This window comes from Streptomyces sp. NPDC042364, assembly GCF_056437585.1.
This window is the reverse complement of the sequence record NZ_JBWKAJ010000006.1, coordinates 195,428-212,427: the sequence shown is the minus strand read 5'-3', so window position 1 is coordinate 212,427 and position 17,000 is coordinate 195,428. Positions and strand designations below refer to the sequence as shown.

Genomic DNA, 17,000 nt, shown 5'->3' with positions numbered 1-17,000 from the left:
GCGGGGGCGCGCGGGGGCCGGTGGGGCTGGACGCCGTCGAACCGTGCCGGATGGGGACGTGCCGTTACCCGCGGAGGTCGGGGAGTACGGGTACGAGCGCGTCCCAGCGGGCGATCTCGCAGCCGTTGCCGCGGTCGAAGCGGGCGTCGACCCGGCGACCGGCCCAGGTCCCGGTGACATGAGCGGTGGCCCGGCCCCCGTACAGCATCGTGCACGCGCTCCCCGGCTGGACGGGCGCGAAGGGGTCCGTGCCCCAGGTGGTCCGCCGGTCGAGCTGCCCGCAGGCGTCCCGGACCTGCGGATGGCTGCCCCCCTCGGGATGGCAACGCAGCACGAACCGGCCGTCGGCCCCACCGCCGGCTCCCCGGACCGTGACGACCAGCCGGTCCTGCGGCCCGGCGACGGGCATGGGCAACCACGTACGAGGGAGTACGTCGCCGGTACGGGGTGACGCGTCGGATGCGTACGCGACCGGAACGGTCGCGGGCGAGAACGCCCCGGCGGCCGCGGCGAGGAAGGCGGCGGCACCGAGGAGCAGCCGACGGGCGGGACGGCCAAAGGCGGTGGTGCGGGGCACACCGGCCGCGAGGGCGAACCGGCGGGCGGGGCGGCGGGGGGCCGCGGTGCGGGAGGCGTCGGCGGAGGACGCCCGCGGCGGTGTGGGGGGAGGAGTCTGCAACATGACCTGGATAACGCCAGGCGGGTCCCACGGTTGCGGTGGACCGAGCGCGCGGTACCCGTGCCGGCTTCCGTACGGGGAGGGGGCGCCGGCACCGCGCATCCGCCCGCGAGCGCCGGCCGCCTAGCGTCCCCCGTCCCCCGTCCTCCGCCCTCCCGGTCGGTCCGCCGCGCCGGGGGATGTCTGCGGCGGGCGGGTGGTGCCGGGCCTTTCGCGGCGACCGACGTCGAGCCCTGGCGGCGATTGATCCAGGACGTCCCTGACGAACCGTTTCCGAACGCCCTCCGACCCGCCGCGACGTGCCATACGGCTTTGCCCTGCGGCCTCTCCGCCTAGTACCGTGGGAGGCGATTGGTGACAGCCCACCCGGCTGTGTCATCATCTGCACGCACCACTCGCGCTCGCGCGGGCGGTTGTGCTGGAGGCGTCGCCTAGTCCGGTCTATGGCGCCGCACTGCTAATGCGGTTTGGGTCTTAAAGCCCATCGAGGGTTCAAATCCCTCCGCCTCCGCGCTTGATCACCGAAGCCCCGGTCCACGCGACCGGGGCTTCGTCGTTCCCCAGGGCGTCCGATGAGGCGTTTCCGCAGGTCACAAGGGGTGCGGCAAACGGATTTCACATGGCGACGGCAGTCATGTAATGTTCTTCCTGTCGCCGAGAGCGGGCCGAAAGGACCGGGACCGGCGAGAAAACAGAACAAGCACTCGTAGCTTAACGGATAGAGCATCTGACTACGGATCAGAAGGTTGCAGGTTCGAATCCTGCCGAGTGCACACAGGTCAAAGCCCCCTCGGGATCATCCCGGAGGGGGCTTTGTCGTGCTGTACAGCAGCGAAGTACAGCAACGGTTGATGTCAGGCGTTGATGTCAGCCCGGTGCGCCGCCGCCCATCGCTGCGGAAAGCTTGCCGAGGGCGGCACGCACCTGCTCCTCGCTCGCTTCCGCGTAGACCTCCATCGTCATGGCGATCTGCGAGTGCCGAAGGATGCGCTGAGCCACCTTCGGGTGCACTTTCAGGGCGACGAGCAGTGAGCTGCACGTGTGCCGGGTGTTTCGGAGCGGGATCACGCGGAGGCCGGCGCGGCGGGCCCGCAAGGCGAACATGCGGGTGAGGTTCCCCGGCTCGATAGGCGTTCCGTACTTCGTGGTGAAGACCAGGCCGCGCGTGTCCTGCCAGAGATCACCGGCAGCCTTCCGGTCTCCCGTCTGCTGAGCGCGCCGCATCCGCAGTGCCTTGAGGCAGAACTCAGGGAGAGGAAGGAAGTCGTCGGACTCCTCGGTCTTCGTCTCCCGATGGAGGATCTGGCGGCCCGCCCGCTGGATCTGGTGATCGACGTACAACTCTCCCGTCTCGAAGTCGATCGACTTCCAGGTGAGCCCGAGAACCTCACCCCGGCGGAGACCGAGGCACAGGACCAGGACCCAGGCAGCGAACAGTGGATCTTCGCGGGTGAGCGCATCGGAGAGGAAGCGACCCGCTTCGACGACGGACCACGGCTTGATCCGCCGACGGCGCGGCTTGGGGACCTTCACCAACGAGGCCACGTTCTTGCTGATCTCCTCCTCGGTCACGGCATGCGTGAGAGCGGCGCGCAGGGCATCACGGGCGGCCTGGACGACCCGCCGTGACGGGTAAGCCTCACAGCACTCGCGCAGTGCACAGCACCGCTGCCGCTCCTTCGGCCGCTTGGCGTCCTTGCCCTGGGCGCAGCACTGGCAGATGCCGGCCAGCTTGGTCAGCCACTCCCGCACGTCCCGGACGGTCAGCTTGTCGAGCCGCTTCGAGCCCAGGTGCGGAACGATGTAGAGCCGGGTCGATCCCTCGTACGAGACGTATGACAGCGGGGCGAGGTTCGGCTTCACGATCGACTCAAGCCAGTAGGAGAGGAACGCCTCCACCGTGCGGTGCCGGGTCTGTACCGGGCCTCTGCTGGCTTCACTGTGCAGCTTGATCCACTTCTCGTGGGTCTCCTCGCGGGTCTTGCCGTAGACGTACTTGCGCTTGCGGTCGTTGTCGGGGGTGGTCACCCAGACGTAGGCGGCGAAGCCGTTCTTGTAGGGGTAGATGGACCCTTCGCCGTTGGCGCGCTTCCCGCTCATGCCGCCCACTCCTCTGCCTCGGTCGCGCAGCGGTTCACGTACTCGTCGACCCAGGCCGGGAGGATGCGCCGGTTACGACCGATCTTCACGGAGCGGATCTCGCCGCTCAGTACCAGCGCCTTTGTCTTGGAGAGACCGAAGCCGAGCATCTCGGCGACCTCGGCCGTCGTGTGCCACTTACGCTGGATCATCACCGTGGTCACTGGGTTGCTTCTCCTTCCGATGCGGGGGCAGTTCGATGAGAGGCGGCGAACCAGGTCTCTGCGGAGGTCAGGCCGGTCCCGGCGAAGCGCCAGTGGGAGAGGACGAGAACGGTGTCCGGGTCGGGCAGGGGGTGGCCTGTTTCGGCGGCGCGGGCGCGGGTGAGGGCTTCGTTGTGGTCGGCGCGTTCTTGGCGGAGGGCGCCGAGGGTGACGGAGTAGGCGCGGGACTTGGTGGAGAAGTGGCCGCGGAAGCCGAGCATGTGGGCCCACTTGCGCAGGCGCAGGGCTTCGAGTTCGGGGCGGGCGCCGAGGTGCCAGCAGGTGAGGATCAGCTGTCGTGCGTGGTCGGTGACCTGGGTGCCGATGAGGTCGGTGATCGGGTTGCGGATGGGGCGGTCGAGGGTGCCGGCGGTCTCGGCGCCCTTGGTGGCGTACTTCGCGATGTACGCGGCGACGGCGCGGCTCGATAGCTCCGAGGTGCCCGCGAAGTCCGACGAGCGGATGGGGCGGATGTCGAGCTGTTTGCCGAAGCGGAAGGTGTAGGGGCGTCCGTCGAGGAGGGGGCCGGGAGTCTCGGCGAGGCGGGCCGCTGTGCGGATGGCGTCGGTAAGGAGTTCGGTGGTGGCCCAGGGCGGTGGGGCGTCCTCGGCACCTTCCGGGCCGTCGAGGCGGATGACGGCGTGGAAGTGGACGGCTCCGCGTCGCTGGTACTCGGCGACTTTGGCGTAGGAGACCTTGAGGCTGTTGCGGAGCTCCGAGCGGGTGAGGCCCGCGCGGGAGGCGAGTTGTTGGCGCAGGTAGGTGGTGAAGCGGGCCCAGAGCGCGCCCGCGTGGGCGTTCCAGAGAACGGCGGCGCGGTAGTCGTAGCGGTCAGGGTCCAGGGCTGTGCCGAGTGCGGCGTCGTCGTCGCGGTGGAGTCGACCGCAGCGGCACCGGCCGCCGGTGGGGCGGTTGTGGACGGGACCGAAGGAAGGGGCGGTGAAGGTGGCGAAAACGCGAGGGTGTTGGGCGACGGCCGGGCCGATGCCCTTGCCTCCGCTCAGTCCGGCCGTGACGAGGTGGAAGGTGTCTTTGCGGTACACCTCGGCGCAGGCGGCGCATCTGGTGGCCCGTCGGTTGTTGCAGCGGATGAGGAGCTGTCCGGCCGGAAGGTCGGTGTCGGTGATCTCCCGGACGATCTCGCCCGTTGCGGCGTCGACGTCGAGCCGGTGGCCCTCCATCCGTACGGGCCGCTCACAGCCGCCCAGGCGCTGGATCTGCCGGGCGTAGGCGCCAAGGTCGCCGTAACGGGCGAGGGCGGCCAGGTGACGGATGGCTCCGAGGGGAGCCGGGGGACGCATGTGCGGGTTCCTCCTTGCAGGGGCTGCGGATCGGGTGCGCCCGACCCATCTGTCGAGGGGGCTAGACAGTGTGGGTAGGGCCGGGCGCGTGGAGTTGTCGCGTCAGCGGTCGCGGCGGGAGCGGATGACGACGGCGCACACGGCGGTCGAGGTGGCCGTGACGGCGACGGCGAGGAGCATGGAGACGAGGACGGTGCCGACGACCAGGACCACGGCGGTGCCGCCGCCGACGAGGGCGAGTGCGGTGCCGGGGGTGAGCTGGACGGCCGGACGGGACGGCGCGGGGGCCGGTTGCGGGGTCAGGGCGGCCGGGGTGACGGTGGTCGGCTCGATGACTGCGGGCGGTGTCACCAGGCCGGTGGGCTGAGGCATGGTCGGGATCTTGGGCCGGAGCATGAGCGGGTCTCCTTCTCGGTTACTTGACGAGGGAGTTGATGACGGGGGCCAGCAGGCTGTCGGCGATGAGGTAGCCGCCGAGGAGCAGCACGGTGATGAGCCACCAGGGCGGGCGGATGAGCTTGACGCCGAGGACCCCGATGCAGAGGAGGGCGAGCCAGAGAGGTACGTCCATGAGGGGTGGTCTCCTGTCAGGCCGAGCAGCGGTGGGTGCGGGCGGCGAGTTCGGCGGCGGCGCGGGAGTCGTACTCGGCGGAGAAGTCGCAGCGGGGCGCGGTGCAGGCGGCCAGGTGACGGTGCTTGCCGCGTTCGAGGTAGGAGGCGACGTTCACGGGGCCGATACGGCGGACGTTGCGGAAGCGGCGATGCATGGCGGTCCCTTCTCAGAGGTGGGCGGCGACGGATGCGGTCATGGACGGGGGCAGGCCGAGCCGGGCGCGTACGTCGTCGGGGTCGGCGGGGTGGCCGGTGGCCGAGTGGTGTTCGTCGGCGAGTGCCCGGACGCGGTCGACGAGAGCGGGAGGGAGGGCGACGGCGGGAACGGCCGCCGGGGCCCGAGCAGGAGTGGATTCGGCCACCGGGTCGGCGACGGTGGTTGCTTCGCTGATGGTGGGCTCAGGGACGAGGTCGGGGGCGGGGAGCGCGACCGGGTCGGAAAGGTCGACGGCAGTCGAGGCGGAGCGTGATTCCTCGTGCGGGTCGGTCGTCGACGAGGCCGGGCCCTCGGGCGCTTCCTGGGGGTGGTGTGGTGTGTGGGCGAGGAGCGTGCCGCCGAAGAAGGCGACGGCCGGCCAGCCCGCGACCAGGACGCGGAGCCAGGCGGGGACCTGATCGAGGTCCAGGAGCCCGGCGGTGGCGACATTGGCGCCGAGTGAGGCGGTCAGGGCCACCAGGAACCACAGCCGCGGGCCCCCAGCCCTCAGCCCCGCTCGCTGTGCCTGCCGCATCCGGCGCCAGGCGGCGACCAGCAGCAGGTCGACGCTGACGGGGTAGGCCCACGCTTTCCAGCCGCCTTGCCCGGCCGCTTCGGCGAGGTCGTGCAGGTGGGAGAAGGACAGGGCACCGGCGATGACGGCCTGGACGATCACGGCGTCGACCCGCAGGCGCTTGACCATGGCGGTCATCGGGTTTCCTTCCGGTTTTTGGCATGGGAGAGGTAGGGACGTGGCGCGAGACGGTCGCGCCGACCGGGTGAGGAAGGGGCTACTCGGTCACCGGCTGGGCGGTGGGAACGGCAGCGGTGGCAGAGGACGGGACGGCGGACTCCACGGCGACGGCGGGCCGGAAGGAGTCGAGCCGGGGCAGGTCCGGCATCAGTGCGGCGGTATCACGGCAGACGGCCGCCGCTTCGGCGAGGGTGAAGTGTGGTGCGCGGACGCGGGACCAGCCGCCAGAGGAGTCACCGACGACGGCGACGCCGGGGCGTTCGGCCGGGATGGCGGTAGCAGCGAGGGCCGCTTCCGGGGAGATGTCGGCGAGTGCCATGTTCGCCGAGGCTTCATCGTTGACGCGGTGGCAAACCCGGCCGGTCAGCTGGGCACGGAGCATGGTGGCCCCCTTGCCGAGTTCGGATCCGAAACGCTGCCCGCACACCTCCAGATAGATGCCAGCCGCACGCCCAAGCTGGGCGAGGCGAATCAGCTTGGTGACCATGGCGTCTCGTCGCTTCTCGTCGTCCCGGTTCGCGGCGAGGAACAGTTCCGCCACTTCGTCGACGACGACCACGACCGGCACCGGCCGCACGGCTTCCGGCAACCCCCACACATCCGAGGTGAGCACGGCGTCCGGATCGGCCCCACTGCCCGCACCACCACGGAGCCCGATGAGCCGGAACCGTGCCTCCATCTCGTCCACCAGCGCGTCCAGGAGTTCGTCAGCCCGGTCGGGAGTGTCGGCGAGCGCGGACAACCGTGGTGCGAACGGGGCGAGTTCCACGCCCCACTTGCAGTCGATGCCGACGAGCACGACCGACTGCCGGGCCAGACCGCACAGCAGGTTGCGCAGGTAGACGGATTTGCCGGACTGCGTGGCGCCGAGGATCAGTTCGTGCGGCACGGTGCGGAAGTCCCGTACGTGCCACTCACCGTCCTCCCGCAGCGCCAGCGGCAGGCAGAGCGGATCCGAGCCCAGCCGACGCCGGGCCGGCCTGACCTCGGCGAGCACGTCCCAGCCGACCAACCGCAGTTCGAGTCGCCCCGGCTTGGTGGTGCGGACGTACACGGCATGGACGCCCCAGGCGTGCCGCAGCCGGTCGGCGGAGGCCATGAAGTCCTCGGGAGCCTGACCCGCCGCCATACGCAGCCGCATCACGAGACCGGACCCGGTCGGCAGCGGGAACGACCGCCGAGGCGGTACCGGCGCGGCCTGACGCCCGACCATCCGGGCCGTGGCCCGACGGACGGCCGAAGCCGGGACCGTCAGACCACAGGCGTCCATCGTGTCCCGGTACGACACGAGGACCCGCAGCGCGGCGACCGGATAGCCGATGGCCCACCAGAACACGACCGGCATACGACGGCGCACGACCAGTAGCACGACCAGGCCCAGCAGGACCGGCAGCAGAATCGACAGCGGAATCCGGAATCCCTCGGTCACGGCGATCAACCCTGAACCGGAGCCGGGGCGTTGACCATGACGGCGTCGGCCCGGTAGGCGATGCCGTGCCGGGCACGCCCCCCGAACTCGCTCTCCCAGGGCCGGGCGACCAGACCGGACAGGATGACCGGGGCGCCCATGACCAGACCGTCACCGATGCCGGGCTCGGGAACGGTCACCTTGATCATGTCCGAGCCACCGGCCGCGATGAACACCAACTCCACGGTCATAAGCCGCTGGTTGGTCACCGGGTCAACAGCCACCTCACCGGTCTGCCGGTCCCTCACCTTGACCTCCGGCAGCTTGGTGATGAGCAGCGTCGCGGCCGAGGTGTCCACGGGGATGACACGCATTGTCTGTACCTCACAGGGTCGTTGATGCCCACTCGCTGAGCAGCACCATTCCAACTGGATACCCCCCTAGACAGCACGAAGGGAGGGTGACCGCCGCCTGAACTGTCTAGGGGGGTCTACAGCTAAGGTAAACGACCGTCGCTCGAACTGTCTAGGGGGGTATACGAGTTGGGTCGCGGCCTCACCGCTCGCGTGAGTTGCGTGCGTCAGTCAGTCCAAGGCCCAGTGGAGGGCGGTCGCGTCGTCGCGAGCCTTGCCCCGCGGCCAGCGCCGGCCCTCTGGGTCGCCAGCCTCGGCTTCACGTACACGGCGGATCAGCGCATCCGGCCCCGACGAGTCGAGGAGAGACAACGTCTCGCTCCAGTCCGCGAGTTCGAACCGGTCGACAAGTCGCGTGGCACCGTCGCTCAGCAGCGTCACGGACGCCAGCGAGTCCAACGGCACCGTCCCGGTCAGAGCATGCTCGGCCGCCCGCGGATCGGGGCCGGCGATCCAGAAGCCGCCCGGCCGGTTACGGAGCCCGGTCAAGGCATCCCGGTACTCGGCGAGCGCGGCAGTGTGTTCCGGCGATCCGGTGGGCAGTTGGTCGACGGCCCCGCGCAGCCGCTTGCCGACCTCGTCCAGGCGCCGGTCGGTGACCACGGTCGTACGGCCTTCCCTGTATGCCAGCAGCAGGGACGAGTCGCCGAGAACGAGGTACTCAAGAGCTCCCCTGCCGAGCCGCGAGGCGACGACCGTACTGGTGGGACTGGCCCGGTAGGCGAGGTCGCAACTGTCCTCGTGCAGCGACCGGACGAGACTGATCGAGTCGGCGAGGCAGTCGGCGAGCGGCCTGGCGGGATGCGCGGTCATGCTGCGCAGCAGCAGAGCGCCCAGGGTTGCGGAGAACCAGGCGACGCCGTGCGTGCAACCGGTCTCAGCCCCGCCCACACCGGCACCGTCGAGGACAACGGCCGCGCCGGGGGCGGCAGCGGCGAAGTCCTCGTTCTCGCGGTCGGGTTCGGCGGGCAGTGTGGCGAGGACGAACCTCACCCCGCCGCCCCCGTCACCTCTTCGTCGTGCCGGTAGAGAGGGCAGAGCAGCTCGGCGGACTGCGGTTCGCTGGTCTCCGGGTCGTACTCGACACCGACCAGCGTGGAGAACCGGCGGTCACCGACCTGGCCCCACAGCGCATTCAGGTCGCTGGCGAGCAGCTGCACAACACCGAGAGAACCCTGAGTGTGGATACCGGCGATGGCAAGCAAGGAACCGTTGCCGTCCGGGCGCGGCAGCCGACCGAGGTATCCGACGTCGTACGGCCGGGCCGGGTCGCTGTCCTGGCCCGACCGGTACACCGTGCCGGTGCGCCGGTCCACCACCGTCCAGGGCCCGTCTTCCGCGCGCTCCCAGCTCAGAACAGGATCTTGCGCGTACGTGTCCCACATCTCCTGGGACATGCGAGGCCCACAGACGACGACCAGGCCGTCGCGATTGAGGTCGATCCCTCCACCGACCGACACATGCTCCGAGGCGACTTCGAGCCCGTAAGTGCGCGCGAGGTCCTCCAGCCGCTTGCCGGAGCTGACGTCGTCCATGGCGACGACCGTCCGCCCGCGCTCGTCATCACGCCGCAGCGGCGTAGCGACGACGACGGAGCCCCGGCCGAGGAAGGCCCCTTCCGGCGCCGGACCGGTGTGCCGGATCTGGTGAATGCGCCCGCGGCTCAGGCCCGCCTTCTCGGCGATCTGCGCATACGACAGCCCTTGCGCATGCAGGTCCTGGACCACGCGTCGACGAAGGCGAGCCAGCTCGGTCACCTCCTGCTGTGCATCAGCCAACCTGGTCGTGACCTCGCGCAACAGCCGGTACGGATCGTCAATCGCCATGATCCGCTGCAACTCGTCCGACATGACTTCACCTCCTAGCACTAACCAGGAGTCTAGGGCCCTAGACGGAATGGGCGGGAGACGGCGTCCCGTACTTACGCCGACCACGTAGAACCGCGACCGTCTGCCGGGCACCCCCCGAGGGCTCACCCGTCACCGCCCGCGAGGCGACCAGAGACGACCGTCGAGGCGGGCGCGATCACACGCTCTCCCGCACTAGGTCCGCCCACACCGTCCGCCCGTCGGGCCAGCTCTTGATACCCCAGTCCTTGGCGCACGCGGCCACCAGCGCCAAGCCGCGACCACCTTCATCCCGGTCCGTCACGTCGCACAGGTGAGGCTCGCGCTCACCTCCCACATCGACTACCTCGATGCGCACAAGGTCACTGTCGTCGCCGAAGCTGACGACCACGACGAACCAGCCGCCGGCCGCGCCGCTCAACGAATGCCGCACAGCGTTGGTCGCAAGCTCACTGACGACCAAGACCGCCTCGTCGACCGGTCCTCGCTCCTCCAACAGAGCAGCGACGAAGCGTCGAGCATGACCCACCTCCTCGGCCAGCCCGGGAAAGGCGCGGCACCACTTGGTACGCATGGGAGATCCCTCACTCTACGTCTAGGGGGCTAGACAGCGCAACGGCAGAGTATTCCCATGACGGAGCAGCAAGCTAGGCATCTAGAGGAATTATTCCTCTATCGAGTGAGGGTGTCTCCCAAGCTGCGGAAGTCCGCCATCGACCGCACCAACAGCTCCCGCACCTCGTCGCCGAAGACGGCCGCTTCCTTGAAGCGGGCGAACGTCTCCTCGTAGGCGGCCAGTTCGGCGGGGTCAGCCGACACACGCTCACGGTCGAAGGTCTCGACGACAACGGCCCGCTTGTCGCACAGGGTGAACCCGTGGCGAGGCAGCACCGGCACCCGCCGACGCCAGGGGATGACCCCGAGCCGCACGGTGTCCAGGCTCTCGACGGCCAGCAGCCGGTCGAGCTGGGCGAGCATGAGCGCCGGAGACCCTGGCCAGGTACGCAACACGGCCTCGGTCAGCACGAACACCGACTCCCGACCGGGCTCATACAACACGCTCTGCCGCTCGACGCGGGCAGCCACCGCCCGACCGATGGCATCAGGCGTCGAGTTCGGCGCACTCGCGAAGACGTGGCGGGCGTACTCCGCGGTCTGAAGCAGGGCCGGCAGCACAACGCACTGGAACGACCTCACCAGCTGCGCGGACCGCACCTCTTCATCAACGGTGCTACCGGCGCCCGCAGTTGTGCCCTGTGCCTGTTGGTCGGCACCAGAAGCCGCCATCACAGCGTGCAGTAGCTCACGGACCTCACGAGCGGTCGACTCGTCGAGGCCGAGGGCCCCCGAGAGCCGGTCGAGCACATCAACGCTAGGAACCATGCGCCCGGTCTCGACCTTGGACACGGTCGGCTGTCCTACCCCGGCATGTTGCGCCAGCACAGCACCCGTCAGCCCAGCTTCTGCCCGAAGTTCCCGAAGACGCGCACCAAGCGCCCGCATCCGCTCCCGCCGCTCACTCCCCATGCTGAGGGTTCTACACCACGGGGCATCACGAGCATGATTCAAACTTTCTCTACTGGTTCAAGGCCCGCGCACAGCGCGGGCGCGCGCCGCCTCTGCGGCGCGGCCTGCCTCCTGTCTGCGCCCCGGCTGGCCGCGCCCGGCGGCGCGCTACGTGTAGCGGGCAAAGGTAAGGAAGTCGCCTGCGGGTCACAGACGTGCCTCCGGCGGGGGCACTCAAGCTCCGAGATGGCAGGGGGACCGTCCGCGTGTGCCGGCCGATGGATGGCGTGCGCGAGGGAGCTCCCATCCCGTCTGCCGTCGACCCAGGCAGAGCCGAGCGGACGTGGCCCAGGGCGTCAAGGTCGTTCGTACAGTGGCGCGCTCCACCTTGACGCCCTGAACCACGCCCGCTCCACAGTGTGTGGGTCGACGGCAGACGGGATGGGAGCTGGGGTGAGCGGTGAGTTGAGGGCTTTCGGCTTACTGATCGTTTCAGCATGAGCTTTGGCGCATGAGGCATATCAGAGCGCGGTTTGTTCGCGTTTGATGGCTCGGACGGCAAGCCGTCCGCAGCGCGCTCGTACAGGTCCATCAGGGCGGCGTGCAGTTACGGCCGGACCCAGTCTCTGTCCAGTCCCGCAGCCGCCGCCAGGCTGCCGCTCAGGAACAGCCCACCCTGTTCGTGCGGGGATGTCTCCTCTCAGGCCGACCGTGGATCCGTGCGGAAGTGCTGCGGGGCACATGACGAATGGGACATGCTGATTGTTTTCCGGTTGCGCCAGTTCGGCGCGGTACTTGGGGGTTGCCGTGGAAGCGAAGATCACGCTGGCGGAAGCATTGATGGAGTTGCGGCGTGCGTTGTATGCCGCGCAGGACGACGGGGCCGGCCAGCAACTGCGGTTCGAGGTGGAGCAGGCACAGCTGACGCTGGATGTGGAGTTCCGCCGCGGTGGCGACGGGAAGGTGAAGGTCGAGGTTGGCCTTCCCGGAGTAAAGGCCGGCGTGGAGACGGGTGGCAGGTTGGAGGCCACGCACCGTCAGACTTTGACGCTGAGTCTGCAGGTCCATGACGAGGCCATGGGCGGCAGCCGTGCCAAGATCCGCCGCTCGTCAGCCAAGGACGGTGACGATGCCACCATCGCAGAGTCTGCGGCGGCTGAATCGCCGGATGGGGCGTCAGGTTCTGGAGTCGGGGCGAAGCGGCCGTGGGAGCGGTGAGATGGACGCTCGGCGCCTTGTGTGGGTGCGTACCGGGGATCCGGGGGGTTCCGGTTCCGGCTATCTGATCGGGCCGCAGCTCGTGCTGACGGCCCTGCATGTGGTGCTGCCGGACCAGCGGTGGGCGCTGCGGGTGCAGGCGCGGGTGGGGCATCCCCGTTTCGGTGACGTTGTGCACCGGCGGGCCGAGGTGTGCTGGCCGGATCCCCGTGAGGGTGTTCCCGCCAAGGACTCTCTCGACATGGCGCTGTTGTGGTTGGAGGAGCCTGTCCTTGTGGAGGGTGGTCCGGTGCGGTGGGGGCGGCCCGGGGGGATTGTGCCGCTGCCGTTCGACGGAGCCGGTTTCCCTGCCTTCGCCGATGAAGCCGCCCGCGGGGATGTCGAGTATCTGCGGGGCGAGCTGCCGGTGGTGTCCACGTCGTCGTCCGACTGGGTCTTGGACTGCCGGGTATGGCCGGACCTCGGACACGGTGGTGAGCGTCCATGGGCGGGCGCGTCGGGAGCCGCGGTCTTCTGCCGGGACCGGCTGGTCGGGGTAGCGGTTGAGGACAACCGGCCTATGGGCGGTCGCCGTCTGCAGGCCGCGCCCGTCCATGAAGCTCTCAGCCTGCCCGGCTTCGCCGACCTGGTCACGCGGCACGGCCATCCCGGCACCACTGCATCTCCGGAGGAGATCACCGCCGCCCAGGCAGACACGGAGCCAAGTGAAGCCGTGGCCCAGCCGGTGGTGCCTTTGCCGATCCCTCAACTGGCGACGGCGTTCCAGCCCCGCAGCGTTCTGCGGGACCAGATCGACGCAGCGTGGTCGGACAACCGTTCGGTCGTACTAACGCAGGATCAGCCGCGCGTGCTGTCCGGCGGAGGCGGGGTCGGGAAGACCCAGCTCGCCGCCGCCTACGCCACTGATGCCGTTAAAAAACGTACCGACCTGGTCTTGTGGGTGGCTGCCTCAGAGGTACAACAGGTGATCACCCTTTACGCGCAGACTGCCGTCAGCCTGAAACTGCCCGGCGCCAGCGGCGAGGATCTGGAAGCAGACGCCGACTTGCTGCTGGGCTGGCTGCGCAACACAAGCCGCCGATGGCTCGTCGTCCTGGACGACATCACCGATCCGCACGGCGTCCAACCACTGTGGCCTGTCAGCCAGACCGGCAGCGGCCGGGTGCTGGCCACCACGCGCAGTAGGGACGCCTCCCTGACCGGCAACGGCCGCATCCGCATCGACATCGACGTCTACACGCCCGCCGAATCTGACGCCTACCTGCACCAACGCCTCAACGCCGAGAACATGGGCCACCTCCTCGACGACCACACGCCCGAACTCACCCACGCTCTGGGGCACCACCCTCTCGGCCTCGGCATGGCCGCCGCCCAAATGATCAATGAAGAACTCACCTCCACCCAGTACCTCAACCGGTACAACGATCGGCATGCCCTTTTGGAGGAGCTCATGCCGCCGGCCGCAGACACGGAGGGCTACCACAAGCCGAAACAGCCCACGCAGGTTGCCGCCGCTCTTTTGCTCTCTCTCGACGCTGTAAGGGCCAGCGACACCACCGGTCTCGCCACCACAGCCCTGCGCTTCACCGCCCTGCTCGACCCTGCTGGCCACCCCCACGCCTTGTGGAACACCCCCGCTCTCCTTGACCACCTCACCACCCACCGCACCACAGCCCCACAAGGCGCCACCCCTGCGTCACGCGCATCGGCTACAGCAGAGCAGGCCCACGCGGCCCTCCGCCTCCTGCACCGCTACGCACTGCTAACCTGCGACACCCGGGCAGAACCGCGCGCTGTCAGCATGCACGCCCTGACCGCCCGCGCCACCCGCGAGACCATCCCTGCCAACGAAATGCCGACCCTTGCCACCGCGGCGGCCGACGGTATCCTCCAGCTCTGGCCCAGCCCCGACCAGCACCACGCTGACCACGCCGCCGTCCTGCGAGCCAACACCAGCGCGCTCTCCGGCCACTCCAACCATTGCCTCTGGAACCCGGACGGGCACCCGGTCCTTTTCCGCGCAGGCAACAGCCTCCTCAACGCAGGGCTGGCCGCCTCCGCCACCGCCTACTGGCAGGACATGACCTCGGACAGCGAGCGGCTGCTGGGCAGCGAGCACCCCGACACGCTCACCGCCCGCGCCAGCCTCGCCATCTCCTACTGGCAGGCGGGGCGAACCGGCGAAGCGATCGAAATCGAGGAGCAGGTGGCGGCCGACCGGGAGCGGCTGCAGGACGGCGAGCACCCTGACACGCTCACCGCCCGCGCCAACCTCGCCACCTTCTACCGGCAGGCGGGGCGAACCGGCGAAGCGATCGAGCTGCTCGAACAGGTGGCGGCCGACCGGGAGCGGCTGCTGGGCGGCGAGCACCCCGCCACGCTCACCGCCCGCGGCAACCTCGCCGCCTCCTACCGGCAGGCGGGGCGGACCGGCGAAGCGATCGAGATCGAGGAGCAGGTGGCGGCCGACCTGGACCGGCTGCTGGGCAGCGAGCACCCCGACACGCTCACCGCCCGCGCCAACCTCGCCACCTCCTACCGGCGGGCGGGGCGAACCGGCGAAGCGATCGAGATCGAGGAGCAGGTGGCGGCCGACCGGGAGCGGCTGCAGGACGGCGAGCACCCTGACACGCTCACCGCCCGCGCCAGCCTCGCCATCTCCTACTGGCAGGCGGGGCGAACCGGCGAAGCGATCGAAATCGAGGAGCAGGTGGCGGCCGACCGGGAGCGGCTGCAGGGCAGCGAGCACCCTGACACGCTCACCGCCCGCGCCAACCTCGCCACCTTCTACTGGCAGGCGGGGCGGACCGGCGAAGCGATCGAAATCGAGGAGCAGGTGGCGGCCGACCGGGAGCGGCTGCTGGGCAGCGAGCACCCTGACACGCTCACCGCCCGCGCCAACCTCGCCACCTCCTATCTGCAGGCGGGGCGAACCGGCGAAGCGATCGAGCTGCTCGAACAGGTGGCGGCCGACCTGGAGCGGCTGCTGGGCGGCGAGCACCCTGACACGCTCACCGCCCGCGGCAACCTCGCCGCCTCCTACCGGCAGGCGGGGCGAACCGGCGAAGCGATCGAGCTGCTCGAACAGGTCGCGGCCGACCTGGAGCGGCTGCAGGGCAGCGAGCACCCTGACACGCTCACCGCCCGCGCCAACCTCGCCGCCTCCTACTGGCAGGCGGGGCGAACCGGCGAAGCGATCGAGCTGCTCGAACAGGTGGCGGCCGACCTGGAGCGGCTGCAGGGCAGCGAGCACCCTGACACGCTCACCGCCCGCGGCAACCTCGCCGTCTCCTACTGGCAGGCGGGGCGAACCGGCGAAGCGATCGAGCTGCTCGAACAGGTGGCGTCCGAACGGGAGCGGCTGCAGGGCGGCGAGCACCCTGACACGCTCACCGCCCGCGCCAACCTCGCCCATGTCCGTGATGCTGCGGCAGCTGTGCAGCAACCGGATACAGCAACCCAAGCAACCACCGCCGACCTTCAACACCCATCAGACTCCCCAAAGTAACCGGTATGACCGCCGCCGACCGTTCTCTGTAGAGCTACGGATCAGAAGGTTGCAGGTTCGAATCCTGCCGAGTGCACAGCAGACCAGAGGCCCTGTGGAGCGATCCACAGGGCCTCTGGCTTTTGCTTTGACGGCAGTGTTTGACGGCAACCGCCTCCGCATCGATTTTGCGGTGCGGTCGACCCTGATCATGACCGTCACGCAGGAGCGCGGACGGCGGGTGTCCAGCAGGCCGGGCCTTGTTCTCGGCGGCACGCCATCCTGCCCTCTGCCGCGAGGCCCCGATCCGTGACCCCCGCGCTCGATGGCGTGTGGGTGCGCCGGGGGAGCTTCGCAGTCGGGTCCTCCCCGTCGAGGACTCCTGACTGTCAGTGGGTGCCGGTAGTCTGGTGTTGAGCTCTCTGCCAGACACAAGATGTTGTGGCATTTCGCTGACACCCCCGTATATGTAGGGGTTCCTTGCTTGCTGACGGGGCGTCTGTGGTGCTTCACTTGATCCGCCAAACCAAAGCAGGCCCCAGCTGGGGCCCAACTTGAGGCTGGGCGCACGGCATGGGGCCTGATGCGTTGGTAGCGCTTTCGGACCCTATCGCTCTCTCTTGGTTCTTCCAAGATGGCCGTCCCGTGCGTCCGTCCTCGGAAACGGATGTGCCATGACAGGCCGGCCCAACACACGGGACGTGTCAAAGCGAGACGACGGCTGGGCAGTGACGAAGCCCGGAGCCGAGCGAGCCAGCGCCGTGCTGCCGACTCAGGCCGAGGCGGTCTCGCGTGCCAAGGAGATCTTGGCCAACGGTGGTGGCGGAGAGCTGCGTATCCGTGGCAAGAACGGCCAGGTGCGGGAGCAGAACACGGTTCCGCAGGGTAACGACCCGAAGCGGTCGAAGGGATGACCGCTATGGACAAGTACGTGATCAACAAGGATTTCAGCAGCAGCAAGCGCGAGGTCGAAGCGACGGGGTTCGCCACCGTCGGAGAGTTCATCGACTTCTACACGCACGATGGCCACGGCGGCACGGCCGTGACGTTGCGCATCCGGGCCACTCGGGTGGAGACCATCGATCGGATCAGCGGCTGAGCCGACCGCCCCACCAAAGGACGGAGCCCCCACCGAGGTCGGTGGGGGCTCCGTCTTGACCTTGAGCCTGTGGAGCAGGGGGAGTAACCCGGGGGCTTCGCTGCTACTTGTCGGCTTCGTCGAGCGGGTTGCCGTCGT

18 protein-coding genes and 2 tRNA genes are annotated in these 17,000 nt (G+C 69.2%); 6 read left to right on the top strand and 14 right to left on the bottom strand.

Annotated features, from left to right (window positions below):
• Positions 1–64: 64 nt before the first annotated feature.
• Positions 65–682 (bottom strand): SSI family serine proteinase inhibitor, encoded by a 618-nt coding sequence (locus tag AC067N_RS15180; protein ID WP_478679322.1) that lies wholly within the window; start codon positions 680–682, stop codon positions 65–67.
• Between the two features lie 417 nt (positions 683–1,099).
• Here AC067N_RS15180 and AC067N_RS15175 point away from each other — a divergent pair.
• Together AC067N_RS15175 and AC067N_RS15170 are read left to right on the top strand one after the other, a co-directional pair.
• Positions 1,100–1,190: transfer RNA gene (locus tag AC067N_RS15175), tRNA-Ser, on the top strand.
• A 189-nt stretch (positions 1,191–1,379) separates the two neighbouring features.
• A tRNA-Arg gene (locus AC067N_RS15170) sits at positions 1,380–1,452 on the top strand.
• 94 nt (positions 1,453–1,546) lie between these two features.
• On the opposite strand, the gene AC067N_RS15165 is transcribed toward AC067N_RS15170, so the two are convergent.
• From AC067N_RS15165 to AC067N_RS15105, 13 genes are all read right to left on the bottom strand, one after another.
• A complete protein-coding gene (locus tag AC067N_RS15165) occupies positions 1,547–2,779 on the bottom strand; it encodes a site-specific integrase (protein ID WP_478679321.1) in 1,233 nt (410 codons plus the stop codon).
• A complete protein-coding gene (locus AC067N_RS15160) occupies positions 2,776–2,982 on the bottom strand; it encodes a helix-turn-helix domain-containing protein (protein WP_478679320.1) in 207 nt (68 codons plus the stop codon). The genes AC067N_RS15165 and AC067N_RS15160 overlap by 4 nt, the downstream gene beginning before the upstream one ends.
• Positions 2,979–4,322 (bottom strand): replication initiator, encoded by a 1,344-nt coding sequence (locus AC067N_RS15155; protein WP_478679319.1) that lies wholly within the window; start codon positions 4,320–4,322, stop codon positions 2,979–2,981. Before AC067N_RS15155 ends, AC067N_RS15160 begins: the two co-directional genes overlap by 4 nt.
• Positions 4,323–4,424: 102 nt before the next feature.
• The gene (locus AC067N_RS15150) at positions 4,425–4,718 is read right to left on the bottom strand and encodes a SpdD-like protein (protein ID WP_478679318.1); all 294 of its coding nucleotides are present in this window, start codon (positions 4,716–4,718) and stop codon (positions 4,425–4,427) included.
• 19 nt (positions 4,719–4,737) lie between these two features.
• Positions 4,738–4,893, bottom strand: coding sequence for a hypothetical protein (locus tag AC067N_RS15145; RefSeq protein ID WP_123541968.1), 156 nt, complete (start codon positions 4,891–4,893; stop codon positions 4,738–4,740).
• A 16-nt stretch (positions 4,894–4,909) separates the two neighbouring features.
• Positions 4,910–5,089 carry a mobile element transfer protein gene (locus tag AC067N_RS15140; RefSeq protein ID WP_159773066.1) on the bottom strand — a complete coding sequence of 60 codons (180 nt, stop codon included), beginning with the start codon at positions 5,087–5,089 and terminating at the stop codon, positions 4,910–4,912.
• 12 nt (positions 5,090–5,101) lie between these two features.
• The gene (locus tag AC067N_RS15135; RefSeq protein WP_478679523.1) at positions 5,102–5,833 is read right to left on the bottom strand and encodes a DUF2637 domain-containing protein; all 732 of its coding nucleotides are present in this window, start codon (positions 5,831–5,833) and stop codon (positions 5,102–5,104) included.
• Positions 5,834–5,921: 88 nt separating this feature from the next.
• Entirely contained in the window at positions 5,922–7,229 is a 1,308-nt protein-coding gene (locus tag AC067N_RS15130; RefSeq protein ID WP_478679522.1) for an FtsK/SpoIIIE domain-containing protein, read from the bottom strand.
• An 89-nt stretch (positions 7,230–7,318) separates the two neighbouring features.
• A complete protein-coding gene (locus AC067N_RS15125; RefSeq protein ID WP_055713649.1) occupies positions 7,319–7,666 on the bottom strand; it encodes an SCO3933 family regulatory protein in 348 nt (115 codons plus the stop codon).
• A 210-nt stretch (positions 7,667–7,876) separates the two neighbouring features.
• Entirely contained in the window at positions 7,877–8,698 is an 822-nt protein-coding gene (locus AC067N_RS15120) for an integrase (RefSeq protein WP_478679317.1), read from the bottom strand.
• Positions 8,695–9,555, bottom strand: a complete 861-nt coding sequence (locus AC067N_RS15115; protein ID WP_478679316.1) for a sigma factor-like helix-turn-helix DNA-binding protein — start codon at positions 9,553–9,555, stop codon at positions 8,695–8,697. Before AC067N_RS15115 ends, AC067N_RS15120 begins: the two co-directional genes overlap by 4 nt.
• A 175-nt stretch (positions 9,556–9,730) precedes the next feature.
• The gene (locus AC067N_RS15110) at positions 9,731–10,126 is read right to left on the bottom strand and encodes an ATP-binding protein (RefSeq protein WP_478477079.1); all 396 of its coding nucleotides are present in this window, start codon (positions 10,124–10,126) and stop codon (positions 9,731–9,733) included.
• Positions 10,127–10,224: 98 nt separating this feature from the next.
• The gene (locus AC067N_RS15105; protein ID WP_478679315.1) at positions 10,225–11,079 is read right to left on the bottom strand and encodes a helix-turn-helix domain-containing protein; all 855 of its coding nucleotides are present in this window, start codon (positions 11,077–11,079) and stop codon (positions 10,225–10,227) included.
• 786 nt (positions 11,080–11,865) lie between these two features.
• Here AC067N_RS15105 and AC067N_RS15100 point away from each other — a divergent pair.
• From AC067N_RS15100 to AC067N_RS15085, 4 genes are all read left to right on the top strand, one after another.
• On the top strand, positions 11,866–12,276 hold the full coding sequence (locus AC067N_RS15100) for a trypco2 family protein (protein ID WP_478679314.1): 411 nt from the start codon (positions 11,866–11,868) through the stop codon (positions 12,274–12,276).
• 1 nt (position 12,277) lies between these two features.
• The gene (locus tag AC067N_RS15095; RefSeq protein WP_478679313.1) at positions 12,278–15,784 is read left to right on the top strand and encodes a tetratricopeptide repeat protein; all 3,507 of its coding nucleotides are present in this window, start codon (positions 12,278–12,280) and stop codon (positions 15,782–15,784) included.
• Positions 15,785–16,464: 680 nt separating this feature from the next.
• The gene (locus AC067N_RS15090; RefSeq protein WP_478679312.1) at positions 16,465–16,677 is read left to right on the top strand and encodes a DUF2188 domain-containing protein; all 213 of its coding nucleotides are present in this window, start codon (positions 16,465–16,467) and stop codon (positions 16,675–16,677) included.
• A gap of 5 nt (positions 16,678–16,682) precedes the next feature.
• Positions 16,683–16,862, top strand: a complete 180-nt coding sequence (locus tag AC067N_RS15085) for a hypothetical protein (protein WP_053560289.1) — start codon at positions 16,683–16,685, stop codon at positions 16,860–16,862.
• Positions 16,863–17,000: the final 138 nt, after the last annotated feature.

Coding starts and splice junctions, on each gene's coding strand:
- AC067N_RS15165 (WP_478679321.1), bottom strand. CDS start 2,779: ATGAGCGGGAAGCGCGCCAACGGCGAAGGGTCCATCTACCCCTACAAG.
- AC067N_RS15095 (WP_478679313.1), top strand. CDS start 12,278: ATGGACGCTCGGCGCCTTGTGTGGGTGCGTACCGGGGATCCGGGGGGT.
- AC067N_RS15110 (WP_478477079.1), bottom strand. CDS start 10,126: ATGCGTACCAAGTGGTGCCGCGCCTTTCCCGGGCTGGCCGAGGAGGTG.
- AC067N_RS15085 (WP_053560289.1), top strand. CDS start 16,683: ATGGACAAGTACGTGATCAACAAGGATTTCAGCAGCAGCAAGCGCGAG.
- AC067N_RS15150 (WP_478679318.1), bottom strand. CDS start 4,718: ATGCTCCGGCCCAAGATCCCGACCATGCCTCAGCCCACCGGCCTGGTG.
- AC067N_RS15130 (WP_478679522.1), bottom strand. CDS start 7,229: ATGCCGGTCGTGTTCTGGTGGGCCATCGGCTATCCGGTCGCCGCGCTG.
- AC067N_RS15145 (WP_123541968.1), bottom strand. CDS start 4,893: ATGGACGTACCTCTCTGGCTCGCCCTCCTCTGCATCGGGGTCCTCGGC.
- AC067N_RS15125 (WP_055713649.1), bottom strand. CDS start 7,666: ATGCGTGTCATCCCCGTGGACACCTCGGCCGCGACGCTGCTCATCACC.
- AC067N_RS15140 (WP_159773066.1), bottom strand. CDS start 5,089: ATGCATCGCCGCTTCCGCAACGTCCGCCGTATCGGCCCCGTGAACGTC.
- AC067N_RS15115 (WP_478679316.1), bottom strand. CDS start 9,555: ATGTCGGACGAGTTGCAGCGGATCATGGCGATTGACGATCCGTACCGG.
- AC067N_RS15135 (WP_478679523.1), bottom strand. CDS start 5,833: ATGGTCAAGCGCCTGCGGGTCGACGCCGTGATCGTCCAGGCCGTCATC.
- AC067N_RS15105 (WP_478679315.1), bottom strand. CDS start 11,079: ATGGGGAGTGAGCGGCGGGAGCGGATGCGGGCGCTTGGTGCGCGTCTT.
- AC067N_RS15155 (WP_478679319.1), bottom strand. CDS start 4,322: ATGCGTCCCCCGGCTCCCCTCGGAGCCATCCGTCACCTGGCCGCCCTC.
- AC067N_RS15180 (WP_478679322.1), bottom strand. CDS start 682: ATGTTGCAGACTCCTCCCCCCACACCGCCGCGGGCGTCCTCCGCCGAC.